Raw genomic sequence first — 20,618 nt, forward strand, 5'->3', positions numbered from 1 at the left:
GCTTTCGCTTCAAGGCCAGCTCGGCCGCAGCAGCACAGAAGAGAGGAGAAAAGGCCAATCCCTTGACCAAACCCTGATCAGAAAACCATACTGAGAGGTGGCTCACTTCTCGGTGGAAAAACCGGCTCAGTTCCGCATGGAAACCAACACCCGCCGGTTTCGTTTACGTCTGTGGTTCCATCAATGCAAAAAATAGCTTCGGCGGATATACGGGCGAGCAGCCCTACAGCGGAATGCTCATCGGCGAAGGCCCTAAGGTCTTTTTTGCGGTTGTCGGTATCGCAGGCTCGCCTAGTGAACGAGAAGCAATAGCGACAGTCTGCCATGAGCGGGGACTACTTTGACATCGACTTTCAAATTCAGCACTTTCTGCTTGGCGGAGCGTGACGCCAGCGCACCTGCCAATCACTAGCGCCCGCCCGATACGCGTAGATGGCAGACTTATACGGGCAGGCTTTCCACTTACGTCTCTTGCCGCGAGGTGCTTTGCAGAGACAATAGTTGCACCGTGGGGACGTTCGTCAAAGTTTAGGAGGGGTGCTCCACCAGTTCTGCAATTACGTGCTTTTGCTAGGTTAAAATTTGCAACACGTTGCAAACTTTGCGAACAAGGTCAAAAAGACAGAAGCGATCTACATAGAACGTGCCGGGCACACACAGGGCAAACGACATATACCATATGATTACGATAGCCATGCTAATCAACAGCACATGTCTATACGTCCTGATGTACTTCCTGATTACACTGACAGGGTGGAAGCCACTCCCTTTTCCGGACGGCATGATAAAATCACGGTCGATTTGGAAGGGTGGTCAGCAACGGGCTCACCCGAGGCATTCGCAGAGTTCCGCACGAACCTAGCGGGAATATTTCAAGACGAACATGGTGAGGAGTACAGGCTTTTCAGAAGCCCCGGAAATCATCTCCATCCCGCAACCATATGGAGGGTCTGCGCGGGTATTCAGGAGGGGAACACCTACAGGCGTAGGCCTCTTCTGACAGGAAAACTCGAAGCGCGGCTGCGCGGCGCAAACCAGTTTAGTGGCGGCAACCGATGGGACTTGACCTTCCGGCTAGCTATCAATCCCACGCGCTGGATTGCTCAGCAATCAATCACCCTCCTCCGCACGCCTGAGGCCCAGTGGGCGACCATCCCAGCGCACATGTTTCATAGAGGAGAGAACTACACGCAAGAACTGTCTTTGGTCAGAAGCGACAACGTGCATCTTGGCGTGCCCCGCATTCTCGCGCTCGCCCGACCATCGTCATGGATGATCCAAGTAGAGCGATATCTGCTTGGCGTCGTACGGCTTTTACGACGCACGTTGGGGCTGGCAGCGCATGAAGCCGCCGGTCTCACGATCAACTCACCGGAACCCAGTTTCACGCTGAAAGAAGTGGAGCCTTATTGGGAGTTCGCGAGCACAAGGCCGCTTGAGGAGATGCAGCGGCTCGCTGATCCTGTTCGAAGATTGGCCGCTTCATCACGGACCGCGTGGCACCCGCTGACTGACGAGGCGAGCGCCGCACTCTCGACAGCAGGTGCAATTGAAATCGGCACCGACGACAATTCACCTCGTATTCTGATGCGCTCCGGACGGGGGTGCGATGTTCGGATATACGCAAAAACTGATAGCCGTTTACGTTTTGAGGTCGCCTTTGACTGCGCGGAGGCCCGGCATCTGTTCCAGCCGATCAATGCCCTGTCGCTCGAACAGCTATTGCAGCGTCTTGCGTTTGCTCGCGAACGCGGCGCTGAACGGATTAATGAATTGCTCGATTTTATCCGGCCCCAGATTACTGCGCCGGAAGAGGCGCGGCAGGTTCACGAGCTTTTCGCCGAAATCTTTAGGTGTGCTTCATCTCCTGCGAAAGCCAGTGCGATTGTCTCAATGCTTGTGACGAACGGGCGGATCGCGACCGGCCCTGAGTTTCCAAGCGATCTTGCTGGCATCCGGCGCCTTGTGCGACGGCGGGTGCTGCGGCGCGGGGGCATGCATGGACAGGATTACACGTGGGTGGTCGCCCCATGTTTCGAAGTCGCGCTGGCGCGGTTACGCGGCGACCAGAGCGCAGTTTAGCTCCAATTTCTTCCGAAGAATTAAGGCCGAGACGCGGCATCTTCATAAGCCCTGCCCCAAAAGCTGAAACTCAGAAGTTCGAGAACGCTAAAAAGCCATCCTCAGGGTTGCGTACCGCCTTCCTGCCCCGGACTGGCCTGCGTAATAGCGATGCGTCAACCACGCGTGAATGCAACGAATGCGATGAGAATTTTATTTATGGTCCGGTTTAAGGGCCATTGATGACAGCTATCAATGTGTTACATATGAGTGTCACACAAACCCTAAAACCGATCAATTAACGTATTGCTTTTTATTGCTTTAAAGGAATTTGCTTCCCGTCCCTCCGGGCCCACCATGTTCTCTCTTTTCCGTTGTCCCGAGAAGACGCTCGATAGCAAGGCCGTCAGCACGGCGACGGACGACCAGGGAAGCCTTCTACTGGTTTCTCGCGACGATTGCCCGGGATGGCATTGTCTCGTTCGTCGAGGATGACGACGTCTCGGTGCATTGAAACCCGCCTCACTTTTCTTCGGCAGGCGCCCACTCCCGCCTTGCGCCGCAGGCAGGATGCTATAAATCCTGCCTGCGAACGCGACTGCCATTAACTTTAGAATGGGGTCGGGCGGCCGATTGACGTCACGCTGCTGCCACGAGATCACGTGGCCGTTCCTTAGCTCCTCAATATCCCGCCAGCAGGTTCTGTCCGAAATCCGGTTCGACGCCGAGCAACGGTGCCGTCCGCGCGATGATGTCATGCACCATCGGGGCGGCCGTTTCGGCGGCGAGGTTCAGGTTGTGCACCCCCGTCAGCGGCTGGTCGATGAAGGACAGCACCACATATTTCGGGTTGCTCATCGGAAAGGCGGCGAGGAACGAGTTGAAGCTCAGCTTGTGCGAATAGACGCCGTTGATGACCTTGTTGGCCGTCCCCGTCTTGCCGCCCACATGGAAGCCCGGAACATCGGCGGCCCGGCCGGTGCCCTGTTCGCCGTTCAGGCGGAACAGGTAGCGGATCGTATCGCTGGTGCTCTTCTTGACCACCTGCGTTTCGGTCTTTTCCGCCTCCTCCTGCGTGCGCGGGAAGAAGGTCGGCTCGATCAGCTTGCCGTCGTCGATCAGCGCTGCACCCGCGACCGCCGTCTGCATCGGCGTCGTCGCAACGCCGTGGCCGAAGGCGATGGTGATCGAATTGATCTTCTTCCATACCTTCGGCTGGCTCGGCGCCTTCACTTCAGGCAGTTCCGTCTGCATCCGTGACAAGAGGCCGAAGCGCGTCAGGTAGTCTTTCTGGATATCCATGCCGACCTTGTCCATCATCCGGGCGGTGCCGATGTTGGACGAGTAGCGGAAGATTTCCGGGATCGACAGCACGCGGCGCGGCACGTCGCGGTCGTCATGGATGGTAAAGCCGCCATAATGCAGTGGCGCGCTGGCATCGAAGCTGTCGCTGAGCTTCACCGTTCCGGTGTCGATCGCCATGGCGATCGAGAAGGTCTTGAACACCGAGCCCATCTCGTCGGTGCCGTTGCTCATCCGGTTCAGCCACCCCTCGCCGCCCGTCGCCTTCGGATCGTTCGGATCGAAATCCGGCGCCGAGGCCATCGCGATCACTTCGCCCGTATGGATATCGAGGATGACGGCGCCCGCCGCCTTGCTCTGATAGGTGGTCAGCGCGTCGGAAACGACGTCATGGACGATGTTCTGGGCGCGGATATCGATCGACAGTTTCACCGGCTCCAGGCTGTTGTCACTGGCAAGCCCGGTCGAAGCGAGGTCCGACATTCCCTGGTTATCGAGATACTTCTCCATGCCGGCAACGCCGTGATTGTCGATATCGACATAGCCTAGAATATGCGCGGCCGTTCGCCCCGCCGGATAGAAGCGCTTCACCTCGGGCCGGAAGCCGATCGCCGGCAGGCCGAGCGCCAGAACCTCGCTCTGCTGCTTCGGCGTCAACTGACGGCGCAGCCAGGTGAAATGCGATTTCCTGTCGGCGAGCCGCTGATAGAGCGACTTGCGATCGAGATCGGGAAAGACCTGCGTCAGCTTTTCCACCGCCTCGTCGGCGTCGACGACATGGATCGGCTCGGCAAACATCGAGACCGTGCGCACGTCGGTCGCCAGCACCTGCCCGTTGCGATCGACGATATCGGGGCGCGAGGCAACGATGGCGTTCGGCGGAATGCTCGACGTCTCGTCGTCGGTCAGCATCGCGTAATAGACGAGCTTTCCCGACATGGTCGAAAAGACGAGCAACAGCGCACCCGCGAGCGTGAAGATACGCGATCGCGTCTGCTTGTCCCGGCGATGGCTGGCCCCGCGGCTGTTGGCTCGGGATCCGGAGCCGAACGTCAGTCTGACGACCCGGCCACTTCTGGAGGTAACGGCATGAATAATAGACATGGGCTATGCACATTGCGGAGGATGAAGCCGGCGCGCCTCTTTCCGCACATGAGACCAGCTAGCGCCGGTAAGGCTAACAGACCCTTAATCCGTATTATGGATTGTCATATTTCAACCGCCTGCTACCGCCAGAGGCCGCAGACGCGCGGCACGATCACGAGAACGTGATCGCCCTGACGGCTCAGAACAGCTTGCCGCGCGGGCTTGCATGATGCTCGGCGATGACGGCATCGCTGCCGTCGATCTCCTGCAGCAGCACGTCGTAGCCCCAGAGATCGGCGAGGTGCTGGAGGACGAGCTTGGTGTCGTTTTCCTGCAGCATCCAGTCGTTGGTGACCTTGTGCTGGACCAGCAGGCGCCGGTCGCCGGCCAGATCGACGTCGACGATCTCGATGCCGGGATCCGTCCAGCCGATATCATATTCGCGGGAGAGCTGGCGGCGGATGCGGCGGTAACCGCGTTCATCGTGGATCGCCGAGACCAGGATTCCCTCCTCCTGCTCCGGATCGTCATAGAGGTGGAAGAGCCTGAGCTGGCGGATGAGATTGGGGCTGAGGAACTGGCTGACGAAGCTCTCGTCGCGGTAATCGGCCCAGATGCCGCGCAGCACGCCCATGACATCACCGCGCCCGGCAATATCGGGGAACCAGGCGCGATCCTCCTCTGTCGGGTTGGTGACGATCCGCTCGATGTCCTGCATCATCGCAAAGCCGAGCGCATAGGGGTTGAAGCCCGAGAAGCGGCGGTCGTCATAGGTCGGCTGGAACACCACGTTGGCGTGGGATTTCAGGAATTCGAGATAGTTTCCGTCGGACAGCTGCCCCTTCTCGTGCAGCCGGTTCATGATCCGGTAGTGCACATAGGTGGCGGTTCCCTCGTTCATCACCTTGGTCTGGCGCTGCGGATGGAAATATTGCGCCACGTGGCGGACGATGCGCAGGATCTCGCGCTGCCAGGGTTTTAGTCGCGGTGCGGATTTTTCGAGGAAATAGAGGAGATTGTCCTGCGGCAGGCCAAGGGCTGCCCGCCGGCGCTCCAAATCGACATTGGCGGCCGTTGCCGTCTTGCCTGCCGGCACCGTGCGCCAGAGATCATTGAAGATCTGCTCTTCGTGGCGTCGGCGCTCTTCCTCGCGCTTCTGCTCCTCGCGCAGGTTGAGCTTCACCTTGCCGGCGTGGCGGTGGACACCATGCGACATCAGCGCATGCGCCGCATCCAGCGTCCGCTCGACGGCGATCTCGCCATAGCGCTCCTCGCAGCGGGCGATATAGCCCTTGGCAAAATCGAGATAGTCGAGAATGCCCTCCGCATCGGTCCAGAGCTTGAAGAGATAGTTGTTCTTGAAGAAGTGGTTATGGCCGAAGGCAGCATGGGCGATGACCAGCGTCTGCATCGTCGCCGTGTTCTCCTCCATCAGGTAGGAGATGCAAGGCGACGAGTTGATGACGATCTCATAGGCGAGATCGCGCATGCCGCGCCGGTAGAAGGCCTCGTGATGGGCAAAATGCTTGCCGAACGACCAGTGGCGGTAGAAGAGCGGCATGCCGGTCGAGGAATAGGCGTCCAGCATCTGTTCCGAGGTGATCACCTCGATCTGGTTGGGATAGACGTCGAGGCCGAGCTCCTTGAGCGCGATCTCCTCGCAGGCATCGTGAATGCGTTGCAGCGTCGGGAAGTCCCAGTCCGATCCGTCGAAAAGCAGCCTTTCCTTCACCGCAGCCGTCATGGCGCCACCCTTTCGCCCTCGCGTTTCTGGAAGAGATCATGGAAGACCGGGAAGATCTCGTTCTTCCGGCAGACCTTGCGCATCGATAGGGGCAGCGCCTCGGCGCGGATGCTGTCGTAAAGCTGCCAGAGCGGCGAGCGTGACACCGAGGAGTCACCGCTTTCCTCGTCAACCTCGATATAGGCAAAGTACTGGCAGAGCGGCAGGATCTCGTGGCGCAGCAGCTGCCCGGTCGTCGAACCATCCGAATAGGAATTGTCGCCGTCGGACGCCTGGGCGGCATAGATGTTCCACTCGGCCGGATCGAAGCGGGCGGCAATGATCTGGCGCATGCAGGCGAGCGCGCTGGAGACCAGCGTGCCGCCAGTCGCGGGACCATAGAAGAAGGTCTGTTCGTCGACCTCCTCAGCCCGGTCCGTATGACGGATGAAGACGATCTCCACCTTCTTGTAGCGCTGCGACAGGAACAGGTAGAGCAGCAGATAGAAGCGCTTGGCGAGATCCTTCATATGCTCGGACATCGACCCTGACACATCCATCAGGCAGAACATCACGGCTTTCGCGACCGGCTTCGGCTCATCCTCGAAGCGGCGGTAGCGCACGTCGAGCGGATCGATATAGGGAATGCGCTTGCTCTTTTCGGTGAGCGACTTCAGCTCGGCCGTCAGCGCGATCTTCTTCTCCTCGTCGTCGGTCTCCTCGATCTCCCGCTTCAGCGCCTCGATCTCGTCGGTGCGCGGACGCTTCAGCGCGATGCGGCGCATCATGGCAAGCCGCGTGGTGCGCCCGACAGCGATGTTGGATGGAGAGCCCGAGACGGAGAACCCCGCCCGCGCCGGGCTGTATTCCTCGGTTTCGCTGAGACGGCGCTTGGCGAGATCGGGAAGCTCGAGATCATCGAGGAAGACGTCGAGGAACTCCTCGCGGGTCAGCACGAAACGGAAACTGTCTTCCGCTTCGCCCTCGCCTGCTTCCTTCGGCTTTCCGCCACCGCGGCCGGGCGGCCGCGGGATGATGTCGCCTTCGACGAAGGCTCTGTTGCCGGGCAGCACCTGATCGCTGATGCCGCCCTCGCCGCGCCGGAAGCTCGGCTCGGTCATTCCGTCGATGGGCAGGCTGATCTCGCCGCCATCGAGCACATCACGGATGCTCCGGTTCTGCAGCGAGCGTTTTACCGCTTGCTGCACGGCGCTCTTGGCACGCCGCAGGAACCGTTGACGATTTTCCAGACTTTTACCGCGCGGATTCAGCCGGCGGTCGACGATGTGCATGTTGGCTCCAGTTTTACATTAACCCGCCTGTTTGACGCGCATGTACCACTCCACCAGGCGGCGCACCTGCCGCTCGGTATATCCGCGCTCCGTCATCCGGGACACGAATTCGCTGTGCTTCTTCTCGCTCTCGCCATCCTTCTTCGAGCCGAAGGAGATGACCGGCAGCAGATCCTCGACTTGCGAGAACATGCGTTTCTCGATCACTTCCCGGATCTTCTCGTAGCTCGTCCAGGAGGGGTTCTTGCCTGTGTTATTCGCCCGCGACCGCAAGCAGAACTTGACGATCTCGTTGCGGAAGTCCTTCGGATTGGCGATGCCGGCAGGCTTTTCGATCTTTGTCAGCTCCTGGTTCAGGAGCTCGCGGTCGAGCAGCTGGCCGGTGTCGGGATCCTTGAAATCGACGTCCTCGATCCAGGCATCGGCATAGTCGACATAGCGGTCGAAAAGGTTCTGGCCGTAGTCGGAATAGGATTCCAGATAGGCTTTCTGGATCTCGTTGCCGATGAACTCCGCATAGCGCGGCGCAAGATCGGCCTTGATGAACTCCATATAGCGTTTCTCGGTATCGTCAGCGAACTGCTCCCTGCGGATCGCCTGTTCCAGCACATACATCAGATGCACCGGATCGGCGCCGACCTCGCTCGTATGGTGGTTGAAGGTCGAGGCGAGGATCTTGAAGGCGAAGCGGGTCGAGACCCCATCCATGCCCTCATCGACACCGGCCGCATCCTTGTATTCCTGGACGCTTCTGGCGCGCGGATCTGTTTCCTTCAGGCTCTCGCCGTCATAGGCCCGCATCTTCGAGAAGTAGGTCGAGTTTTCATGCTTGCGCAGCCGCGACAGAACCGAGAAGCGGGCCAGCATTTCGAGCGTGCCGGGTGCGCATGGCGCATTGGCCAGTTCGGATCCCTCGATGAGCTTGTCGTAGATCTTCTCTTCCTCGGTCACCCGTAAACAATAGGGAACCTTGATGACGCAAATGCGGTCGATGAAGGCCTCATTGTTCTTGTTGGCCTTGAAGGTTTGCCATTCCGCTTCGTTCGAGTGGGCGAGAATGACGCCGGAGAATGGTACCGCACCAATATTCTCGGTGCCGATATAGTTGCCCTCCTGCGTCGCCGTCAGCAGCGGATGCAGCATCTTGATCGGCGCCTTGAACATCTCGACGAATTCGAGAATGCCCTGGTTGGCCCGGTTGAGACCGCCGGAATAGGCGTAGGCATCGGGGTCGTTCTGCGAATAGTGCTCAAGCTTGCGGATATCGACCTTGCCGACCAGCGAGGAGATGTCCTGGTTGTTCTCGTCGCCCGGCTCCGTCTTGGCGATGCCGATCTGGCGAAGCCGCGACGGCTGCATCCGGACCACCCGGAACTTGGAGATATCGCCGCCGAATTCATCGAGCCGCTTCAGGCACCAGGGACTCATCAGCCCGGTCAGCCGCCGCGTCGGGATGTTGTATTGCTCCAGCAGCATCGGGCCCATGATCGCGGGATCGAAGAGGTTGAGCGGGCTTTCGAAGACCGGGCTGACATCGTCGCCGGCTTTCAGCACATAGATCGGATGCACCTCCATCAGCTGCTTCAGCCGTTCTGCGAGCGACGACTTGCCGCCGCCGACCGGGCCGAGCAGATAGAGGATCTGCTTGCGCTCTTCGAGACCTTGGGCGGCATGCCGGAAGAAGGACACGATCCGCTCGATCGTCTCTTCCATGCCGTAGAAACCAGTGAAGGCAGGATAGGTTCGGATGGTGCGGTTCATGAAGATCCGCCCGAGGCGGGCATCCTTCGAACTGTCGACCATTTCAGGTTCGCCGATCGCCGCGAGCAGCCGCTCGGTGGCGTTGGCATAGGCCATCGGATCTTTCTTGCAGAGGGTCAGATAGTCGGCGATCGACATATCCGTTTCGCGTCGCGCTTCGTAACTCCTCGCAAACGCATCGAACAACGATTCATTCAGCATGGGGCCTCCATTGCGGGTTGTGCCACAGCCTCCGGAGTGCCTGATCACGTCACACGTGATCTTGCATCCCATTGGGAATCAATATGTTTCGTGAATTGATAGGACACCTGACGGTCAACCATTTCAATGCACGTTTACGTGCATTCACCGAAGTCGAGGGTCGTACCAAACTATCTGCTATATTAGCGAATTACGCCGCCAAGCGGTATCGGAAAATTTGGGGACATGACATATCCGTCAAAAAGGTGTGTTATTTCGCCACTGATTCTTTTGGCGTATTACCGACTCTGCCGCGCAGGTTTTTCGCAATGCACTCGGTTATTTTTGCGCCGCACAATCACCAGAAGGCTTAGGCCGCTACGTTTATGTGGATATGTGCCTCGTTTGCCGCATCGATGAATGCGCGCCGCGCGGTGGTGGGCTGCTTCTTTCCACGAATCGACAGCAGGCACATCCTGATTGCCCGGTCATAGGCCTCGCCGTGATCGACTGGCCACTCCTCCATCAGATAGGCCGCCGCGTCATAGGTATTCTCGACCGTGCGAAGGCCGAGATGCGGAAGGCGAAGAGCGACCGGATTTTCCCAATAGTTCTTGTCCATCGTGAACACCTCCTGCATGGTTAACGGCGCAGGCGCGCATTTGGTTTTCACCGGTTGGCATGTGTGGTTTACGCTTCGTTTGCCGATCGCCTCTATGGTGTCGCGCCATGGCACACCGGAAAATCGCCGGAGGTTCGCGCTGAGCGGGAACTTTACGCTTCCGCATGTGTTTTTGCTTGAACGGGGAATAGTCAGATGTTGCTAAAGTCGCCGGTGTTCCGCATATCCGTTTTGGCCATCATCATGGCGGGGCTGGTCGTGCTCAACCCTTTCGGCCGCAACCTCGGCGACCCGGTGACCACGGGAAGCATTCCCGCGGCGTCCCCGGTGCATTGAACCTCAGAGCGTTCTGACAAGGTTGCAGACATGCGCGCCGACGATCGATCGGGCGATTTCGCCGGCTTTTTCGATCACCGACGTGCTTGGTGCCGTCCCTTCGAGAAAGATCGTGCCGGCCTCTTCGACGACTTCGATATGGGCATCTTCCATACCAACGCCATAGGCGATTGCAGAAGAGACACTCTCGGCCGCTCCGGCGAGCGTGGCGCCGACAAGCCGGCTTGATTGAATGAATGAGCTGAACATCGTCGTGTTCCTCCTGTGATGGTGAAACGCACAACGGCGCATTCCGTTCATCTAGCATTCATCTTTGTGCAGAAGATGGCAGCCGGGAACAAAGCCGAACCCGCACCGTTAGCCGGAAAGGAACGCCCGGATGCCACGCATGGCGCGCGGGACCGGGTAACCGGAGGAAACGGCAATGGCAAATCTCTACAATGACAATGCCCCGGCTGGCACGCTGGGTTCCGCCTACAACACGCTGACGGCCTTTTTCGACAGCCGCGCCGATGCAGACCGCGCCGTCGCGCGGCTGAAGGATGCAGGCGTCGCCGATGAAAGCATCCGCTTTATGCCTGGCTACGAAGCAGACCCGGAAGCTGCCGCCAGAGCCGGCGAACGCTCGGGCTTCTGGGCAGCGCTCGAAGACTGGTTCTTCCCGGATGACGATCGCGAAACCTATGCCGAGGGCCTGCGCCGCGGCGGCTTCCTGATTTCGGTCAGTGTCGATGATGCGCTTTATGACACCGCCCACGACATTCTCGATGACGAAGGCAGCATCGACATGGACGAACGTGCAGACATGTGGCGCAGCGACGGCTGGGAGGCCCGCAACAGCAGCTTTGCCGGCAGCGCCAATAGCGGCCGCGCTGCCGAAGATTTTTCCACGTCAGAGCAGGCCGTGCCGGAGGAAAGCCCGGTCGGCAGCCGCGATCCGGATCACAGCTCGCCGCGGGTGCGTGCCTACCATTTCGACCAGATGGCGCCGGGCTATCGCCGCGACCACTGACCTGAAGACAAGGGAGGCCGCCGAATGCCGGCCTCCCCTGCTTGGCAGTAAAACGAGACGCGCTATCTCACCCGCATTGGAAACGGGAGTTTCGGCATGAGCGACAAGAAGAAATCCGGCAAGGAACAGAAGACGGACAAGGAACAGGACGACTATCTGGAAGAAGCCCTGGAAGAAACCTTCCCGGCCAGCGATCCGATTGCACCCGGCCATACCGGCAAGAAGCCGTTGGACAAGAAATAGCCTGCCGGCGATAAAAAGAGAAAAACTATTGGGCGCTAAGGCGATCAGCGGCGGCGTCTGCATCTTCGGCCGGAACGTGGCCGTTATTGGTGACCTCGCCGGCAATCGCCGACAGATCGATGTTACCCCAGATCGACTTTTCCTTGCTGCGATCGACGCGGCGGGACGATTTGACTTCTACGATGAAAGGCTTCGATTGAGCGCGCATAAATGTCCTGTCGAAATATGTTGATGCGAATCTTTCAACGCACTCAGCCTACGAAGCGTTCCATCACCGTGCAAGACGGCCCTCACCGCTTATCCAGCCCCACGCATGCCTCGTCCTCAGGAACCGGCAGCACCGCCAAGCGTTGATCCCTGTGCATGGCAGCTGCCCCGAAAAAATCAACATTAAACGCTTGAAGGAAAAACCGATGTCGATTACCTACCACGTCGGCGAACATGACGAGGCCTGGGCTTACCGCTTGGGCGATGTCTGGTCAGAAGCCTTTCCAACTCACGAACTCGCATTGGCCGCGGCAAAGCAAGCCGCAGAGCGGCAACAGCTTGGCGGTCAGGATGCGGAGATTACCTTTCAGCGTGCGGATGGCACGTGGGCAACAGAGCGTGTGAGCGGTGGTGACCGCCCGCAGGCTGATGTCGTCGACGATGCGCCGGACACATAATGCAGATCAATAAAAGGCTTCGGCCGAAAAAGACGACGGAATGACCCTGAAAGAACGTTTCTTGAAATCGCAGCACGCGTGGATGATCGGCGCCTGCTACTCCTCGAAGCACCCAGACTTCTCGCGTTATGGCGGCATCGACGTGGCTGTCGCGCCGCGCTGGCGGGAATCCCCGGATGCCTTCATCAACGACATGATGGATAGCCTCCCCCGGCGTCTGGCAGAGCGCCAGTTGGCGCTACGCAACCCGCGCCGCCCCTTCGAGCCGGGCAATGTGGAATGGGTGTTTACCAGCAAGCACCGCGGCCTTCGTGCGCCTGACGGCGCCAGACCGGGTACCGGCTCCTCTCTCAGCCGCCAGCGGCGGATGTGACAATCAAAAGCTCGCGGCGATGAAAATTTCCGCGAGCTTTTCGATTCCGGCCTGATCTTCGGAATCGAAGCGCGATGGCACCGGGCTGTCGAGATCGATGACGCCAAGCACGCGTCCCTCATGGATCACAGGCACGACCAGCTCCGAACGCGACGCGGCATCGCAGGCGATATGCCCCGGAAACGCATGCACGTCCTCGACGACCACTGAAGCCTTGCGCTCGACGGCTGCGCCGCAGACACCCTTGCCGACCGGGATGCGCACGCAGGCAGGCTTGCCCTGGAAGGGACCAAGCACCAGCTCGTTTTCCTGCTTCAGAAGATAGAATCCTGCCCAGTTCAGCTCCGGCATCATCTGGTACATCAGCGCCGACGTATTGGCGGCATTGGCGATCATGTCGCTCTCTCCCGACAGCAGCGCCTCGAGCTGCTGCGCAAGCTCGCGGTAGAATTCCGCCTTGCTGGTGGTGTCGATCGTCGCTGCCTGGAACATGGGAAATCCGCCTTTTCGGTTGCCGCAGATATAGTCCCGGCCACCACCCGGCTTCAAGGGCAAGGAAGCAAAGCTCAGGCATCGCGGAGATATTCCAACAGATATAACGCTATGCCATAGTGCGGCTCCGATCCAATGAGCCAGCCCTTCCCATGAAGCTTTTTACCGCCCTTCTCGTCGCTGCCTTCAGTCTTCTTTCCGCAGGCGCCGAGGCCCGCGTCATCACCGATGCGGCGGGCCGCAAGGTCGAGATCCCGGACAAGGTGAGCCGCGTGCTGGCCGCCGGCCCTCCGGCATCGGTTCTGATCTACGTCCTGGCGCCGGATAAGCTGACGGGCTGGGTGCGCCAGCCGGGTGATGCCGAAAAGGCCTTCCTGCTGCCATCGGTCCGCGATCTGCCCGTTTTCGGCCAGCTGACCGGCAAGGGCGGAACCGCCAATATGGAAGCGGTGCTCGCCGCCAAACCCGATATCATCATCGATGTTGGCACCATCAATCCCACCTATGCGTCGCTCGCCGACAAGGTGCAGGCCCAGACCGGCATCCCCTATGTGCTCATCGATGGCAGCTTTGCCCGAAGCGCCGAAACGTTGCGCCAGACCGGCGAGATCCTGGGCGTCACCGAACGCGCCGCCAAGCTTGCCAACTACGCATCGACGGCAATCGGCGGACTGAACGCCAGGCTGGCCGCCATTCCACAGAGCGACCGGCCGCGCGTCTATTACGGCCGTGGCCCCGAAGGTCTGGAAACTGGCCTGGCTGGCTCGATCAATCTGGAGATCCTTGAAGCTGCCGGCGCGGCCAATGTCGCGGCGGCTGCCGGCAAGGGCGGGCTGACGCAGGTCTCGCTCGAACAGATCCTCTCCTGGAAGCCGGACACCATTCTCGCCGCCTCCGGAAAATTCGCGGCCAGCGTCAAGACCGATCCCCTCTGGGCCGGCCTCGATGCCGTCAAGAACGGCCGCGTCTTCGTCACGCCCAGCCTGCCCTTCGGCTGGTTCGATTCCCCGCCCGGCATCAACCGGCTGATCGGCATCGCCTGGCTGGAGCGCCTCTTCTACCCGAAAGTCTTCACCGGCGATCTGAAAGCCGAGGTCCGTGATTTCTTCAAGCTCTTCTATCAGGTCGACCTGACCGAGGATCAGCTCGCAACGCTGCTGAAGGGCTCCGGCGTTTCGCCGCAATGATGGCCGCGCGGGATGAGAGCGAGGGAGCCGAGCCACCCGGCAATCGATGGCTCTGGCCCGGGCTCGCCGGTCTGCTGCTGCTCGCCTTGCTGTCGATGATGACCGGCAAATATGGCGGCGGGCCACGGCCGTTGATCGAGGCGTTGACGGCGCTGGCCGGTGGCAAGGCCGGTGATCCTCTGCTTGCAACCGTCCTCTGGAACGTCCGCCTGCCCCGCGTTGCTGCCGCAATCGTCGTCGGCGCGGCGCTGGCAGCGGCCGGCGCCACCTATCAGGGCATCTTCCGCAATCCGCTTGTCTCACCCGATATTTTGGGTGTCTCCGTCGGCGCCAGTCTCGGCGCGGTGCTCGGCATCTTTCTGTCGCTGCCGGTGCTCGCCATCCAGGCGCTCGCCTTTGCGGGCGGCCTGCTCGCCGTCGCCGCCGTTTATGCGGTCGGCGCGGCCGTTCGCCACCGCGATCCGGCGCTGACGCTGGTTCTGGCCGGCATCGCCATCCAGGCGCTGGTCGGTGCCGGCATTTCGCTGATCAAGATTCTCGCCGATCCCTATGATCAGCTCCCCGCCATCACCTATTGGCTGCTCGGCAGCATGACCGCCGTCACCCGCTTCGACGTGCTCTCCATTCTGCCTGCCGTGCTGATCGGCCTCGTCCCACTCATCCTCCTGCGCTGGCGAATGAACGTCATGACGCTCGGCGACGAGGAGGCGCAGACGCTCGGCATCGATACCAAGAAAACCCGGCTGGCCCTGGTCTGCGGCGCCACGCTGATCACCGCGGCGACCGTCTCGGTCACCGGTATCGTCGGCTGGATCGGCCTGATCATCCCGCATATCGCCCGCATGCTTGCCGGGCCCGACTTCCGCAGGCTCCTCCCCGCATCGATGATCCTCGGCGCTGCCTATCTGCTGATCGTCGACATGCTGGCCCGCAGCATCGCCACCATCGAGGTGCCGCTCGGCATCCTGACGGCCGTGGTCGGCGCCCCCTTCTTCCTCTGGCTGCTGACATCGGGAAAGCGGGGCTGGCAATGAGCTTCGAGCTGAAATCGCTGACCTTCGGCTATGGCGACAGGGTCATCGGCAGCAACATCGACCTCGCGCTGAGATCGGGCGAGGTGCTCGCCCTGCTCGGCCCGAACGGCGCCGGAAAGACAACGCTCTTCAAGACCATGCTTGGACTGCTCCCGGTCAAGGCGGGCGAAATCCTGCTGAATGGCCGCCCGCTCTCCGGCTGGTCCGGCCGGGAACGCGCTGCCCGCATCGCCTATGTGCCGCAAGCCCATGCCGCACTCTTTCCCTTTGCTGTGCTGGATGTCGTGCTGATGGGCCGCGCCGCCCGCATCGCTCCCTTCGCCATGCCTTCAAGGCAGGATCGCATCATCGCCCAGGAAGCGCTGGAGAGCGTCGGCATGTCGCCGCTTGCGGCCAAGCCCTATACCGAAATCAGCGGCGGCGAGCGGCAGCTGGTGCTGATCGCCCGCGCCCTGGCGCAACAACCGCAGATCCTGATCATGGACGAGCCCTCCGCCAGCCTGGACTACGGCAACCAGATGCGCCTTCTCGCCCATATCCGCCGGCTCGCCCGCCAGAACCTTTCGATCGTCCTGTCGACCCACAATCCGGATCACGCCTTCCTCGCCGCCGATCGCGTTGCGCTTTTGAACGGCGGTTCGCTGACGGCGCTCGGAACACCGGCTAACGTCCTGACGCCCGAGACGCTGAAAGGGCTTTACGATATCGACGTCGTCGTCGGCGCCCTCGACGGCAGCGCCCGCATCTGCGCTCCGCGCCTCGATCAATTTCCCGCCTAGAAAGGAAGAACCATGGTCCGCGAAAACGAATTACGGGAAAACGAGGTGGCGATCGAACCGCCGGAGGCAAGCGATGCCGGGCTGGTCTTCATCGGCCGCGTCCACACGCCCTGGACCTCACGTATGGAAACGCCGCGCCAAGGCAGGCACGACGGACCGCTCTGCCGCATCGAGATTTTCGAGCCGTGGATTGCTGCGCTGAAGGGTGTCGATGCCTTCGAGCGGCTTGAGATCCTGTACTGGCTCGACCGCTCACGCCGGGATCTGGTGCTGCAGAGCCCGGCCAGCAACGGCAAGGTCCACGGCACGTTTTCATTGCGCTCCCCCGTCCGTCCCAATCCGATCGGTACCTCGATCGTCAAGCTGGAGCGGATCGAAGACGGCATGCTCTTCGTGCGCGGCATGGATTGCCTCGACGGCACGCCGCTGCTCGACCTCAAGCCCGACCGGACGCTGTTCAAGCCGATCGCGCCACCGCAGAAGGGCGACTACGAGACCGGCGACACCGGTACCGCTACCCACTGCCAGAAGGCGTGACCGGAACGATGTCAGTCGACGGCGACCATGACGTCCGAAGCCTTGACCACAGCATAGGCTTCGGCGCCGGGCTTCAGCCCGAGCTCGTCGACGGCCTCGTTGGTGATCGACGCGGTGACGATGGCGCCATTGCCGATATCGATGCGGACATGCGCCGTCGTTGCGCCCTTGGTGACTTCGACAACCTTGCCCTTGAGACGGTTGCGCGCGCTGATTTTCATCCGGTGTCCTCCTTGATTTGGCGAGACCTTAGACGGCCCGCACCATTCATGTCAAAAGCCGTGCGAATAGCCAGTGGATCGCGCGTGGCATCATGGAGGGGAAGGTAGTCGTGAAGGTGATGCGGATCGCTGCGGCGCTGATTGCCCGCGAAAATGGCGACGTGCTGTTGGTGCGCAAACGGGGCAGCGCGGTTTTCATGCAGCCGGGCGGCAAGATCAATGGCGAGGAAACTGCGATTTCCGCGCTGGTGCGCGAGCTCGATGAAGAGATCGGCCTGCAAACACCTGAAGACCGACTTGAACCGCTCGGCACATTCGAAGCGCTTGCGGCGAACGAACCGGATCACCGCGTCATCGCCGATCTCTTCCTGCTGGCCAAGCCCGCCGGAACGATCGCGCCGCGCGCCGAGATCGAAGAGATCCGTTGGATCGATCCGCACAACCCGGGAGACCTTCCGATGGCGGCACTCACAGCGGACCACATCCTGCCTTTCTGGCGCCAGCAGCTGGCAGGCACCTGAAGAGCGCGCAAAGAAAAGCCCGGCGCTGAGGCCGGGCCTTTGACTATTCGCTGATATTTACTGCGCCGAAGGTGCGGCCGGAGCTGGTGCTGCGGGTGCCGGAGTTGCTGGCGCTGGTGCGGCAGGAGCCGGAGCAGCGGCCGGTGGCGTTGCCGGAGCAGCCGGTTCGCTCGTTGCTGCCGGCGGAGTGGCCGGAGCAGCAGGAGCCGCCGGTGTCGTCGTGGTGCTGGTTTCGCCTGCAGGCGCCGTTGCCGGAGCCGGGCCGGAACGCGGCCAGTAGGATGCCGCCAATGCAATAATTACAATGACGGCCGCAATACCGATCCACATCGTCCAGGGCGAACGGCGATCGGCCACGGGCGGCGTGGTACGCAAATCAGGGTTTGGTCTGTTGAAATCGTTTGTCATGGGTGTCCTCCTGTACGCGCTAAACGGAGAACTGCGGCAAAAGGTTCCACTTTACCGCTAGGAGACGGCAGCAATGCCCTGCCTGCCGCGCCCCGCCCGCTCGCGTCCGCCTGCGGCACGCGCAGCGCAGAGCGCCCCTGCCCGGATTGCATCACCGGCATCGATCGCCTCGGTGATCGCCCGCAGCTCGGCAAGCCGCTCGCCGCGCTTGCCGCCAGTCTTGCTGGACAGCCGTCTCAGCATGATGACGCGTCCATTCAGCTGCCGGAAGAAGCCGGCTGCGACCTTGTTTCCGCATCCAGCCGCCAACAGCGAAAAGAACTCACTCTCTTTCATCAGCGCATCGCGCTCGTCCGCGGCAGCTTCCAGAGCGGCGAGAATGGCGTGAAGTTCGAGGACCTGCGCCTTCGTGGCATTGCGGGTAAAACCCTCGCCGATCAGCCGTTCGAGTGCCTCGCGGGTTTCTTCTATTTCCCGCGCCTGCTGCATCTCGATCGCAATCACCGAGCGCCCGCGCCGCGCATTGATCAGCAACCCCTCGGCATCGAGATGCTGCAGCGCCTCGCGCAACACGGTGCGGCTGATGCCCATCTCTTCGCAGATCTGCCGCTCGATCAGTTTCTGCCCGGGCTTCAGCGTGCCGAAAAGGATCGAGTTGCGCAGCGCATCCGTCACCTGTTCGCGAAGCGAGATGCTTCGCGGCAGGCTGAGCCCGAGATTGCTCATGCCGGCACTCTCCCGCTTTGCGGCCCGGTTGCGGCCAGGTCGCCGAGGGCAGCGATGAAGCTCGCAAGGCTGGCCGAGCGCAGCGGCATGAACGCCTTGCCGCTGTCCCGGCAGTGCCGCTTGACGATCCCAGCGGCGGTATGGCTGACGCAATCGACCGGAAACAACGTCACCGACGTCTGCGCGATCAGCCCGGGAAGCAGCGATGTGCTTTCTTCGACGCCGCCATCATGGAACAGCAGCTCGACGCCCGCCTGGCGGGCAAGCAGCCGCAGCCTCTCGAAAAGGCTCCGCCGCCCACCGACATAGAGAAGCGTTGTGCCGGATCGCGCAGCAGCAGACGGCGCGTCTGCATCCCCGTCATCGAGCAGCGCTCGCTCAAGACCGGCATTTTCACGCAACAGCGCCAGATTTTCCCGGACCAGCGCCGCCGCGCGTTTGCCGGCCGCCAGTGCCTGCGCTTCGCTCTCGTCAAGCCGCCGCTCTAATGCCTCGGCCCGCTCACGCGCCGCCTGCAGCTTCTCGATCAGCGCGGCATTGACACCATCACCATGCTCCGCCGCCACATTCACGGCCTTGGCGCGAAGCACAACCTCCTCAAGCGCGTCGACCCGGCGCTGCAAGGCACTCCGTTCCTCAGAAGACCGGCGTAGCTGCGCTTCCTGCCGGGCAATCTTCTCGTCCTTCAGGGCAAGCTCGGTCTGCAGCGCGCGTAGCCGGGCGATATCCAGGCGGCTGGAACTGCCAACGAGATGCGACAGCATATGCACCTCGCCGAAGACATCCTGCAGCAAGCCGTGATCGGCAGCTGGATGGCTGATCACCGCCCAATAGGCGCCGGAAATTTCTCCCTCCTCCATGCAGGTATTCCAGAGCGTGCGAAGCTCCGCTGCGGTGCCGAGCCGCGCGAAGCGCTTCAGAACAGCTTCATGGCGCCGGTCGAGCGCCTTGTTCAAGAGCTTGCCGGCCAGATCGCGCTGGCCGGCAGCGCGGACGCCGCGGCTGTGTAGCGCATGATCGCTCGCCGTCTTCGCATCGATATCGCCGAGTTTGGCGATGACCTGCCGCAATTCGCCGGCCGTGAGGCATGTGCCGATGATCGAGCAATGGAAGGTGGGCGAAATCTCCCAGGTCTTCCGCCTCTGCATCTTTACGGAAACACCCACCAAGCGATCGCCTCCCGAAAGGAGAGTCAGTTCGCTGGAGAAGCTCTTCTGCGGTCGGTTGTAATCGGCCAGAGGCGGCATCGTGAACTCGAAGCGTTATATTCAAAGAAATATGACGCTATCACCAAGGGCATGGAACGGACAAGCGCTTCGGGCGGCTCCGTCACATCGCGAAGGCCGAAATTGTTCGTCCTCTCCACCATAAATTTCCGTGACAGCCTGTCCCGCAAGGTGACGGCGCCGCGCAGATGCGGCCGGAACCTCTGGCTGCATCCGCCGTTCCTTCTCCATCGCTAAACGGAGGTATTCGATAATGCGAAAGATGATTTGTGCTACGATGGCTGCAGTGGCAGCATTGAGTTTCAGCGTTCCTGCCATGGCCGAGACGGTCGTGGTCAAGAAGCGCGTCTATACCGAAGACCGCGGCGAAGTTCGCCCGGGCATCAGGATCAGCGACCGCGGCGTCACCATCGGCGCCTATCGCGAGCGGGATCGCGATCGTTGCGTGACCAAGAGCATCACCCGCGATGACGGCGAGCGCACCGTCACCAAGACGATCAGGCATTGCCGCTAAAAATCAGCAAGGAGGCCCGGCCGAAGCGGAGCCCGGGTCTCCAGACAACCAGAACATCTCCGCATCGCCCCACGGGAGGGAACCATGTCTGACCAGCTGCCGATGTTCATCCTGCAATCGATCGCAGTCTTCGGACTCGTGGGAGCCCTGTTCATCCGGGCGTGAAGCCCTGAATTCCGGCGGCTATCAGCATTCTTGATACCAGCATCAGAATCAATGAAGCAAAAGCGTACCGGAATAGACAAAAGTGTCCTTTGCAACCGTACCGCGGAGTACTAGATAACTCCCCGTCGCCTCTTCTTTTCCCCGAGGCGACC

24 protein-coding genes are annotated in these 20,618 nt (G+C 61.0%); 12 read left to right on the forward strand and 12 right to left on the reverse strand.

From position 1 onward, the window contains the following. The first annotated feature begins 582 nt into the window (after positions 1-582). On the forward strand, positions 583-2,082 hold the full coding sequence (locus AC1DV9_RS16240) for a hypothetical protein (protein WP_477949090.1): 1,500 nt from the start codon (positions 583-585) through the stop codon (positions 2,080-2,082). A 660-nt stretch (positions 2,083-2,742) separates the two neighbouring features. On the opposite strand, the gene AC1DV9_RS16245 is transcribed toward AC1DV9_RS16240, so the two are convergent. The 5 genes from AC1DV9_RS16245 to AC1DV9_RS16265 form a co-directional block, all read right to left on the reverse strand. Further along, positions 2,743-4,467 (reverse strand): peptidoglycan D,D-transpeptidase FtsI family protein, encoded by a 1,725-nt coding sequence (locus tag AC1DV9_RS16245; RefSeq protein ID WP_477949092.1) that lies wholly within the window; start codon positions 4,465-4,467, stop codon positions 2,743-2,745. A gap of 181 nt (positions 4,468-4,648) precedes the next feature. Beyond that, positions 4,649-6,193, reverse strand: coding sequence for a SpoVR family protein (locus AC1DV9_RS16250; RefSeq protein ID WP_477949094.1), 1,545 nt, complete (start codon positions 6,191-6,193; stop codon positions 4,649-4,651). Beyond that, positions 6,190-7,464: a YeaH/YhbH family protein gene (locus AC1DV9_RS16255; protein WP_477949096.1), complete on the reverse strand. Its 1,275-nt coding sequence runs from the start codon at positions 7,462-7,464 to the stop codon at positions 6,190-6,192. Before AC1DV9_RS16255 ends, AC1DV9_RS16250 begins: the two co-directional genes overlap by 4 nt. A gap of 18 nt (positions 7,465-7,482) precedes the next feature. Then, on the reverse strand, positions 7,483-9,426 hold the full coding sequence (locus AC1DV9_RS16260; RefSeq protein WP_477949098.1) for a PrkA family serine protein kinase: 1,944 nt from the start codon (positions 9,424-9,426) through the stop codon (positions 7,483-7,485). 349 nt (positions 9,427-9,775) lie between these two features. Further along, on the reverse strand, positions 9,776-10,027 hold the full coding sequence (locus AC1DV9_RS16265) for a DUF982 domain-containing protein (RefSeq protein ID WP_162698676.1): 252 nt from the start codon (positions 10,025-10,027) through the stop codon (positions 9,776-9,778). Between the two features lie 195 nt (positions 10,028-10,222). Here AC1DV9_RS16265 and AC1DV9_RS16270 point away from each other — a divergent pair, with 195 nt between their 5' ends. Beyond that, positions 10,223-10,363 (forward strand): hypothetical protein, encoded by a 141-nt coding sequence (locus tag AC1DV9_RS16270; protein ID WP_162698677.1) that lies wholly within the window; start codon positions 10,223-10,225, stop codon positions 10,361-10,363. A gap of 3 nt (positions 10,364-10,366) precedes the next feature. Here AC1DV9_RS16270 and AC1DV9_RS16275 read toward each other — a convergent pair whose 3' ends face one another. Then, positions 10,367-10,612: a BON domain-containing protein gene (locus AC1DV9_RS16275; RefSeq protein WP_162702682.1), complete on the reverse strand. Its 246-nt coding sequence runs from the start codon at positions 10,610-10,612 to the stop codon at positions 10,367-10,369. Between the two features lie 175 nt (positions 10,613-10,787). Here AC1DV9_RS16275 and AC1DV9_RS16280 point away from each other — a divergent pair, with 175 nt between their 5' ends. Together AC1DV9_RS16280 and AC1DV9_RS16285 are read left to right on the forward strand one after the other, a co-directional pair. Beyond that, on the forward strand, positions 10,788-11,375 hold the full coding sequence (locus tag AC1DV9_RS16280; protein WP_477949100.1) for a hypothetical protein: 588 nt from the start codon (positions 10,788-10,790) through the stop codon (positions 11,373-11,375). Positions 11,376-11,471: 96 nt separating this feature from the next. Next, on the forward strand, positions 11,472-11,618 hold the full coding sequence (locus AC1DV9_RS16285; protein WP_477949103.1) for a hypothetical protein: 147 nt from the start codon (positions 11,472-11,474) through the stop codon (positions 11,616-11,618). Between the two features lie 25 nt (positions 11,619-11,643). On the opposite strand, the gene AC1DV9_RS16290 is transcribed toward AC1DV9_RS16285, so the two are convergent. Beyond that, the gene (locus AC1DV9_RS16290) at positions 11,644-11,826 is read right to left on the reverse strand and encodes a hypothetical protein (protein WP_477949105.1); all 183 of its coding nucleotides are present in this window, start codon (positions 11,824-11,826) and stop codon (positions 11,644-11,646) included. Positions 11,827-12,031: 205 nt separating this feature from the next. On the opposite strand from AC1DV9_RS16290, the gene AC1DV9_RS16295 reads away from it, so the two are divergent. Beyond that, a complete protein-coding gene (locus AC1DV9_RS16295; RefSeq protein WP_112386920.1) occupies positions 12,032-12,283 on the forward strand; it encodes a DUF2188 domain-containing protein in 252 nt (83 codons plus the stop codon). Positions 12,284-12,323: 40 nt separating this feature from the next. Then, the gene (locus tag AC1DV9_RS16300; protein ID WP_112386919.1) at positions 12,324-12,656 is read left to right on the forward strand and encodes a hypothetical protein; all 333 of its coding nucleotides are present in this window, start codon (positions 12,324-12,326) and stop codon (positions 12,654-12,656) included. Between the two features lie 3 nt (positions 12,657-12,659). On the opposite strand, the gene AC1DV9_RS16305 is transcribed toward AC1DV9_RS16300, so the two are convergent. Then, positions 12,660-13,148 (reverse strand): GAF domain-containing protein, encoded by a 489-nt coding sequence (locus AC1DV9_RS16305; protein WP_477949106.1) that lies wholly within the window; start codon positions 13,146-13,148, stop codon positions 12,660-12,662. A gap of 152 nt (positions 13,149-13,300) precedes the next feature. Here AC1DV9_RS16305 and AC1DV9_RS16310 point away from each other — a divergent pair, with 152 nt between their 5' ends. The 4 genes from AC1DV9_RS16310 to tsaA are packed head-to-tail and all read left to right on the forward strand — an operon-like array spanning position 13,301 to position 16,685. Then, positions 13,301-14,335, forward strand: a complete 1,035-nt coding sequence (locus AC1DV9_RS16310) for an iron ABC transporter substrate-binding protein (RefSeq protein ID WP_477949108.1) — start codon at positions 13,301-13,303, stop codon at positions 14,333-14,335. Further along, complete coding sequence (locus AC1DV9_RS16315; protein ID WP_477949503.1) at positions 14,335-15,369, forward strand: FecCD family ABC transporter permease; 1,035 nt, start codon at positions 14,335-14,337, stop codon at positions 15,367-15,369. Before AC1DV9_RS16310 ends, AC1DV9_RS16315 begins: the two co-directional genes overlap by 1 nt. Next, positions 15,366-16,148: an ABC transporter ATP-binding protein gene (locus AC1DV9_RS16320; protein WP_477949110.1), complete on the forward strand. Its 783-nt coding sequence runs from the start codon at positions 15,366-15,368 to the stop codon at positions 16,146-16,148. The genes AC1DV9_RS16315 and AC1DV9_RS16320 overlap by 4 nt, the downstream gene beginning before the upstream one ends. A gap of 12 nt (positions 16,149-16,160) precedes the next feature. After that, positions 16,161-16,685 (forward strand): tRNA (N6-threonylcarbamoyladenosine(37)-N6)-methyltransferase TrmO, encoded by a 525-nt coding sequence (gene tsaA / locus AC1DV9_RS16325; RefSeq protein WP_477949112.1) that lies wholly within the window; start codon positions 16,161-16,163, stop codon positions 16,683-16,685. 11 nt (positions 16,686-16,696) lie between these two features. On the opposite strand, the gene AC1DV9_RS16330 is transcribed toward tsaA, so the two are convergent. Beyond that, entirely contained in the window at positions 16,697-16,906 is a 210-nt protein-coding gene (locus AC1DV9_RS16330) for a TOBE domain-containing protein (RefSeq protein WP_112386914.1), read from the reverse strand. Between the two features lie 92 nt (positions 16,907-16,998). Between AC1DV9_RS16330 and AC1DV9_RS16335 the strand changes: the two genes are divergently transcribed. Continuing rightward, positions 16,999-17,427 (forward strand): NUDIX hydrolase, encoded by a 429-nt coding sequence (locus tag AC1DV9_RS16335; protein ID WP_477949114.1) that lies wholly within the window; start codon positions 16,999-17,001, stop codon positions 17,425-17,427. 57 nt (positions 17,428-17,484) lie between these two features. Here the strand turns inward: AC1DV9_RS16335 and AC1DV9_RS16340 are convergent, their stop codons facing one another. The 3 genes from AC1DV9_RS16340 to AC1DV9_RS16350 are packed head-to-tail and all read right to left on the reverse strand — an operon-like array spanning position 17,485 to position 19,727. Then, positions 17,485-17,835: a hypothetical protein gene (locus AC1DV9_RS16340; RefSeq protein ID WP_112386912.1), complete on the reverse strand. Its 351-nt coding sequence runs from the start codon at positions 17,833-17,835 to the stop codon at positions 17,485-17,487. 57 nt (positions 17,836-17,892) lie between these two features. Continuing rightward, on the reverse strand, positions 17,893-18,561 hold the full coding sequence (locus AC1DV9_RS16345; protein WP_477949116.1) for a GntR family transcriptional regulator: 669 nt from the start codon (positions 18,559-18,561) through the stop codon (positions 17,893-17,895). Beyond that, a complete protein-coding gene (locus tag AC1DV9_RS16350) occupies positions 18,558-19,727 on the reverse strand; it encodes a DUF2325 domain-containing protein (protein ID WP_477949118.1) in 1,170 nt (389 codons plus the stop codon). The genes AC1DV9_RS16345 and AC1DV9_RS16350 overlap by 4 nt, the downstream gene beginning before the upstream one ends. Positions 19,728-20,040: 313 nt before the next feature. Here AC1DV9_RS16350 and AC1DV9_RS16355 point away from each other — a divergent pair, with 313 nt between their 5' ends. Beyond that, a complete protein-coding gene (locus AC1DV9_RS16355) occupies positions 20,041-20,301 on the forward strand; it encodes a hypothetical protein (RefSeq protein WP_477949120.1) in 261 nt (86 codons plus the stop codon). Positions 20,302-20,618: the final 317 nt, after the last annotated feature.

Source organism: Rhizobium sp. 01L410, from assembly GCF_056400165.1.

Excerpts from the sequence above, each read along its gene's own strand:
- AC1DV9_RS16245 (WP_477949092.1), bottom strand. The coding sequence starts at position 4,467 with ATGTCTATTATTCATGCCGTTACCTCCAGAAGTGGCCGGGTCGTCAGA.
- AC1DV9_RS16250 (WP_477949094.1), bottom strand. The coding sequence starts at position 6,193 with ATGACGGCTGCGGTGAAGGAAAGGCTGCTTTTCGACGGATCGGACTGG.
- AC1DV9_RS16255 (WP_477949096.1), bottom strand. The coding sequence starts at position 7,464 with ATGCACATCGTCGACCGCCGGCTGAATCCGCGCGGTAAAAGTCTGGAA.
- AC1DV9_RS16260 (WP_477949098.1), bottom strand. The coding sequence starts at position 9,426 with ATGCTGAATGAATCGTTGTTCGATGCGTTTGCGAGGAGTTACGAAGCG.
- AC1DV9_RS16265 (WP_162698676.1), bottom strand. The coding sequence starts at position 10,027 with ATGGACAAGAACTATTGGGAAAATCCGGTCGCTCTTCGCCTTCCGCAT.
- AC1DV9_RS16270 (WP_162698677.1), top strand. The coding sequence starts at position 10,223 with ATGTTGCTAAAGTCGCCGGTGTTCCGCATATCCGTTTTGGCCATCATC.
- AC1DV9_RS16275 (WP_162702682.1), bottom strand. The coding sequence starts at position 10,612 with ATGTTCAGCTCATTCATTCAATCAAGCCGGCTTGTCGGCGCCACGCTC.
- AC1DV9_RS16280 (WP_477949100.1), top strand. The coding sequence starts at position 10,788 with ATGGCAAATCTCTACAATGACAATGCCCCGGCTGGCACGCTGGGTTCC.
- AC1DV9_RS16285 (WP_477949103.1), top strand. The coding sequence starts at position 11,472 with ATGAGCGACAAGAAGAAATCCGGCAAGGAACAGAAGACGGACAAGGAA.
- AC1DV9_RS16290 (WP_477949105.1), bottom strand. The coding sequence starts at position 11,826 with ATGCGCGCTCAATCGAAGCCTTTCATCGTAGAAGTCAAATCGTCCCGC.
- AC1DV9_RS16295 (WP_112386920.1), top strand. The coding sequence starts at position 12,032 with ATGTCGATTACCTACCACGTCGGCGAACATGACGAGGCCTGGGCTTAC.
- AC1DV9_RS16300 (WP_112386919.1), top strand. The coding sequence starts at position 12,324 with ATGACCCTGAAAGAACGTTTCTTGAAATCGCAGCACGCGTGGATGATC.
- AC1DV9_RS16305 (WP_477949106.1), bottom strand. The coding sequence starts at position 13,148 with ATGTTCCAGGCAGCGACGATCGACACCACCAGCAAGGCGGAATTCTAC.
- AC1DV9_RS16310 (WP_477949108.1), top strand. The coding sequence starts at position 13,301 with ATGAAGCTTTTTACCGCCCTTCTCGTCGCTGCCTTCAGTCTTCTTTCC.
- AC1DV9_RS16315 (WP_477949503.1), top strand. The coding sequence starts at position 14,335 with ATGGCCGCGCGGGATGAGAGCGAGGGAGCCGAGCCACCCGGCAATCGA.
- AC1DV9_RS16320 (WP_477949110.1), top strand. The coding sequence starts at position 15,366 with ATGAGCTTCGAGCTGAAATCGCTGACCTTCGGCTATGGCGACAGGGTC.
- tsaA (WP_477949112.1), top strand. The coding sequence starts at position 16,161 with ATGGTCCGCGAAAACGAATTACGGGAAAACGAGGTGGCGATCGAACCG.
- AC1DV9_RS16330 (WP_112386914.1), bottom strand. The coding sequence starts at position 16,906 with ATGAAAATCAGCGCGCGCAACCGTCTCAAGGGCAAGGTTGTCGAAGTC.
- AC1DV9_RS16335 (WP_477949114.1), top strand. The coding sequence starts at position 16,999 with ATGGAGGGGAAGGTAGTCGTGAAGGTGATGCGGATCGCTGCGGCGCTG.
- AC1DV9_RS16340 (WP_112386912.1), bottom strand. The coding sequence starts at position 17,835 with ATGACAAACGATTTCAACAGACCAAACCCTGATTTGCGTACCACGCCG.
- AC1DV9_RS16345 (WP_477949116.1), bottom strand. The coding sequence starts at position 18,561 with ATGAGCAATCTCGGGCTCAGCCTGCCGCGAAGCATCTCGCTTCGCGAA.
- AC1DV9_RS16355 (WP_477949120.1), top strand. The coding sequence starts at position 20,041 with ATGCGAAAGATGATTTGTGCTACGATGGCTGCAGTGGCAGCATTGAGT.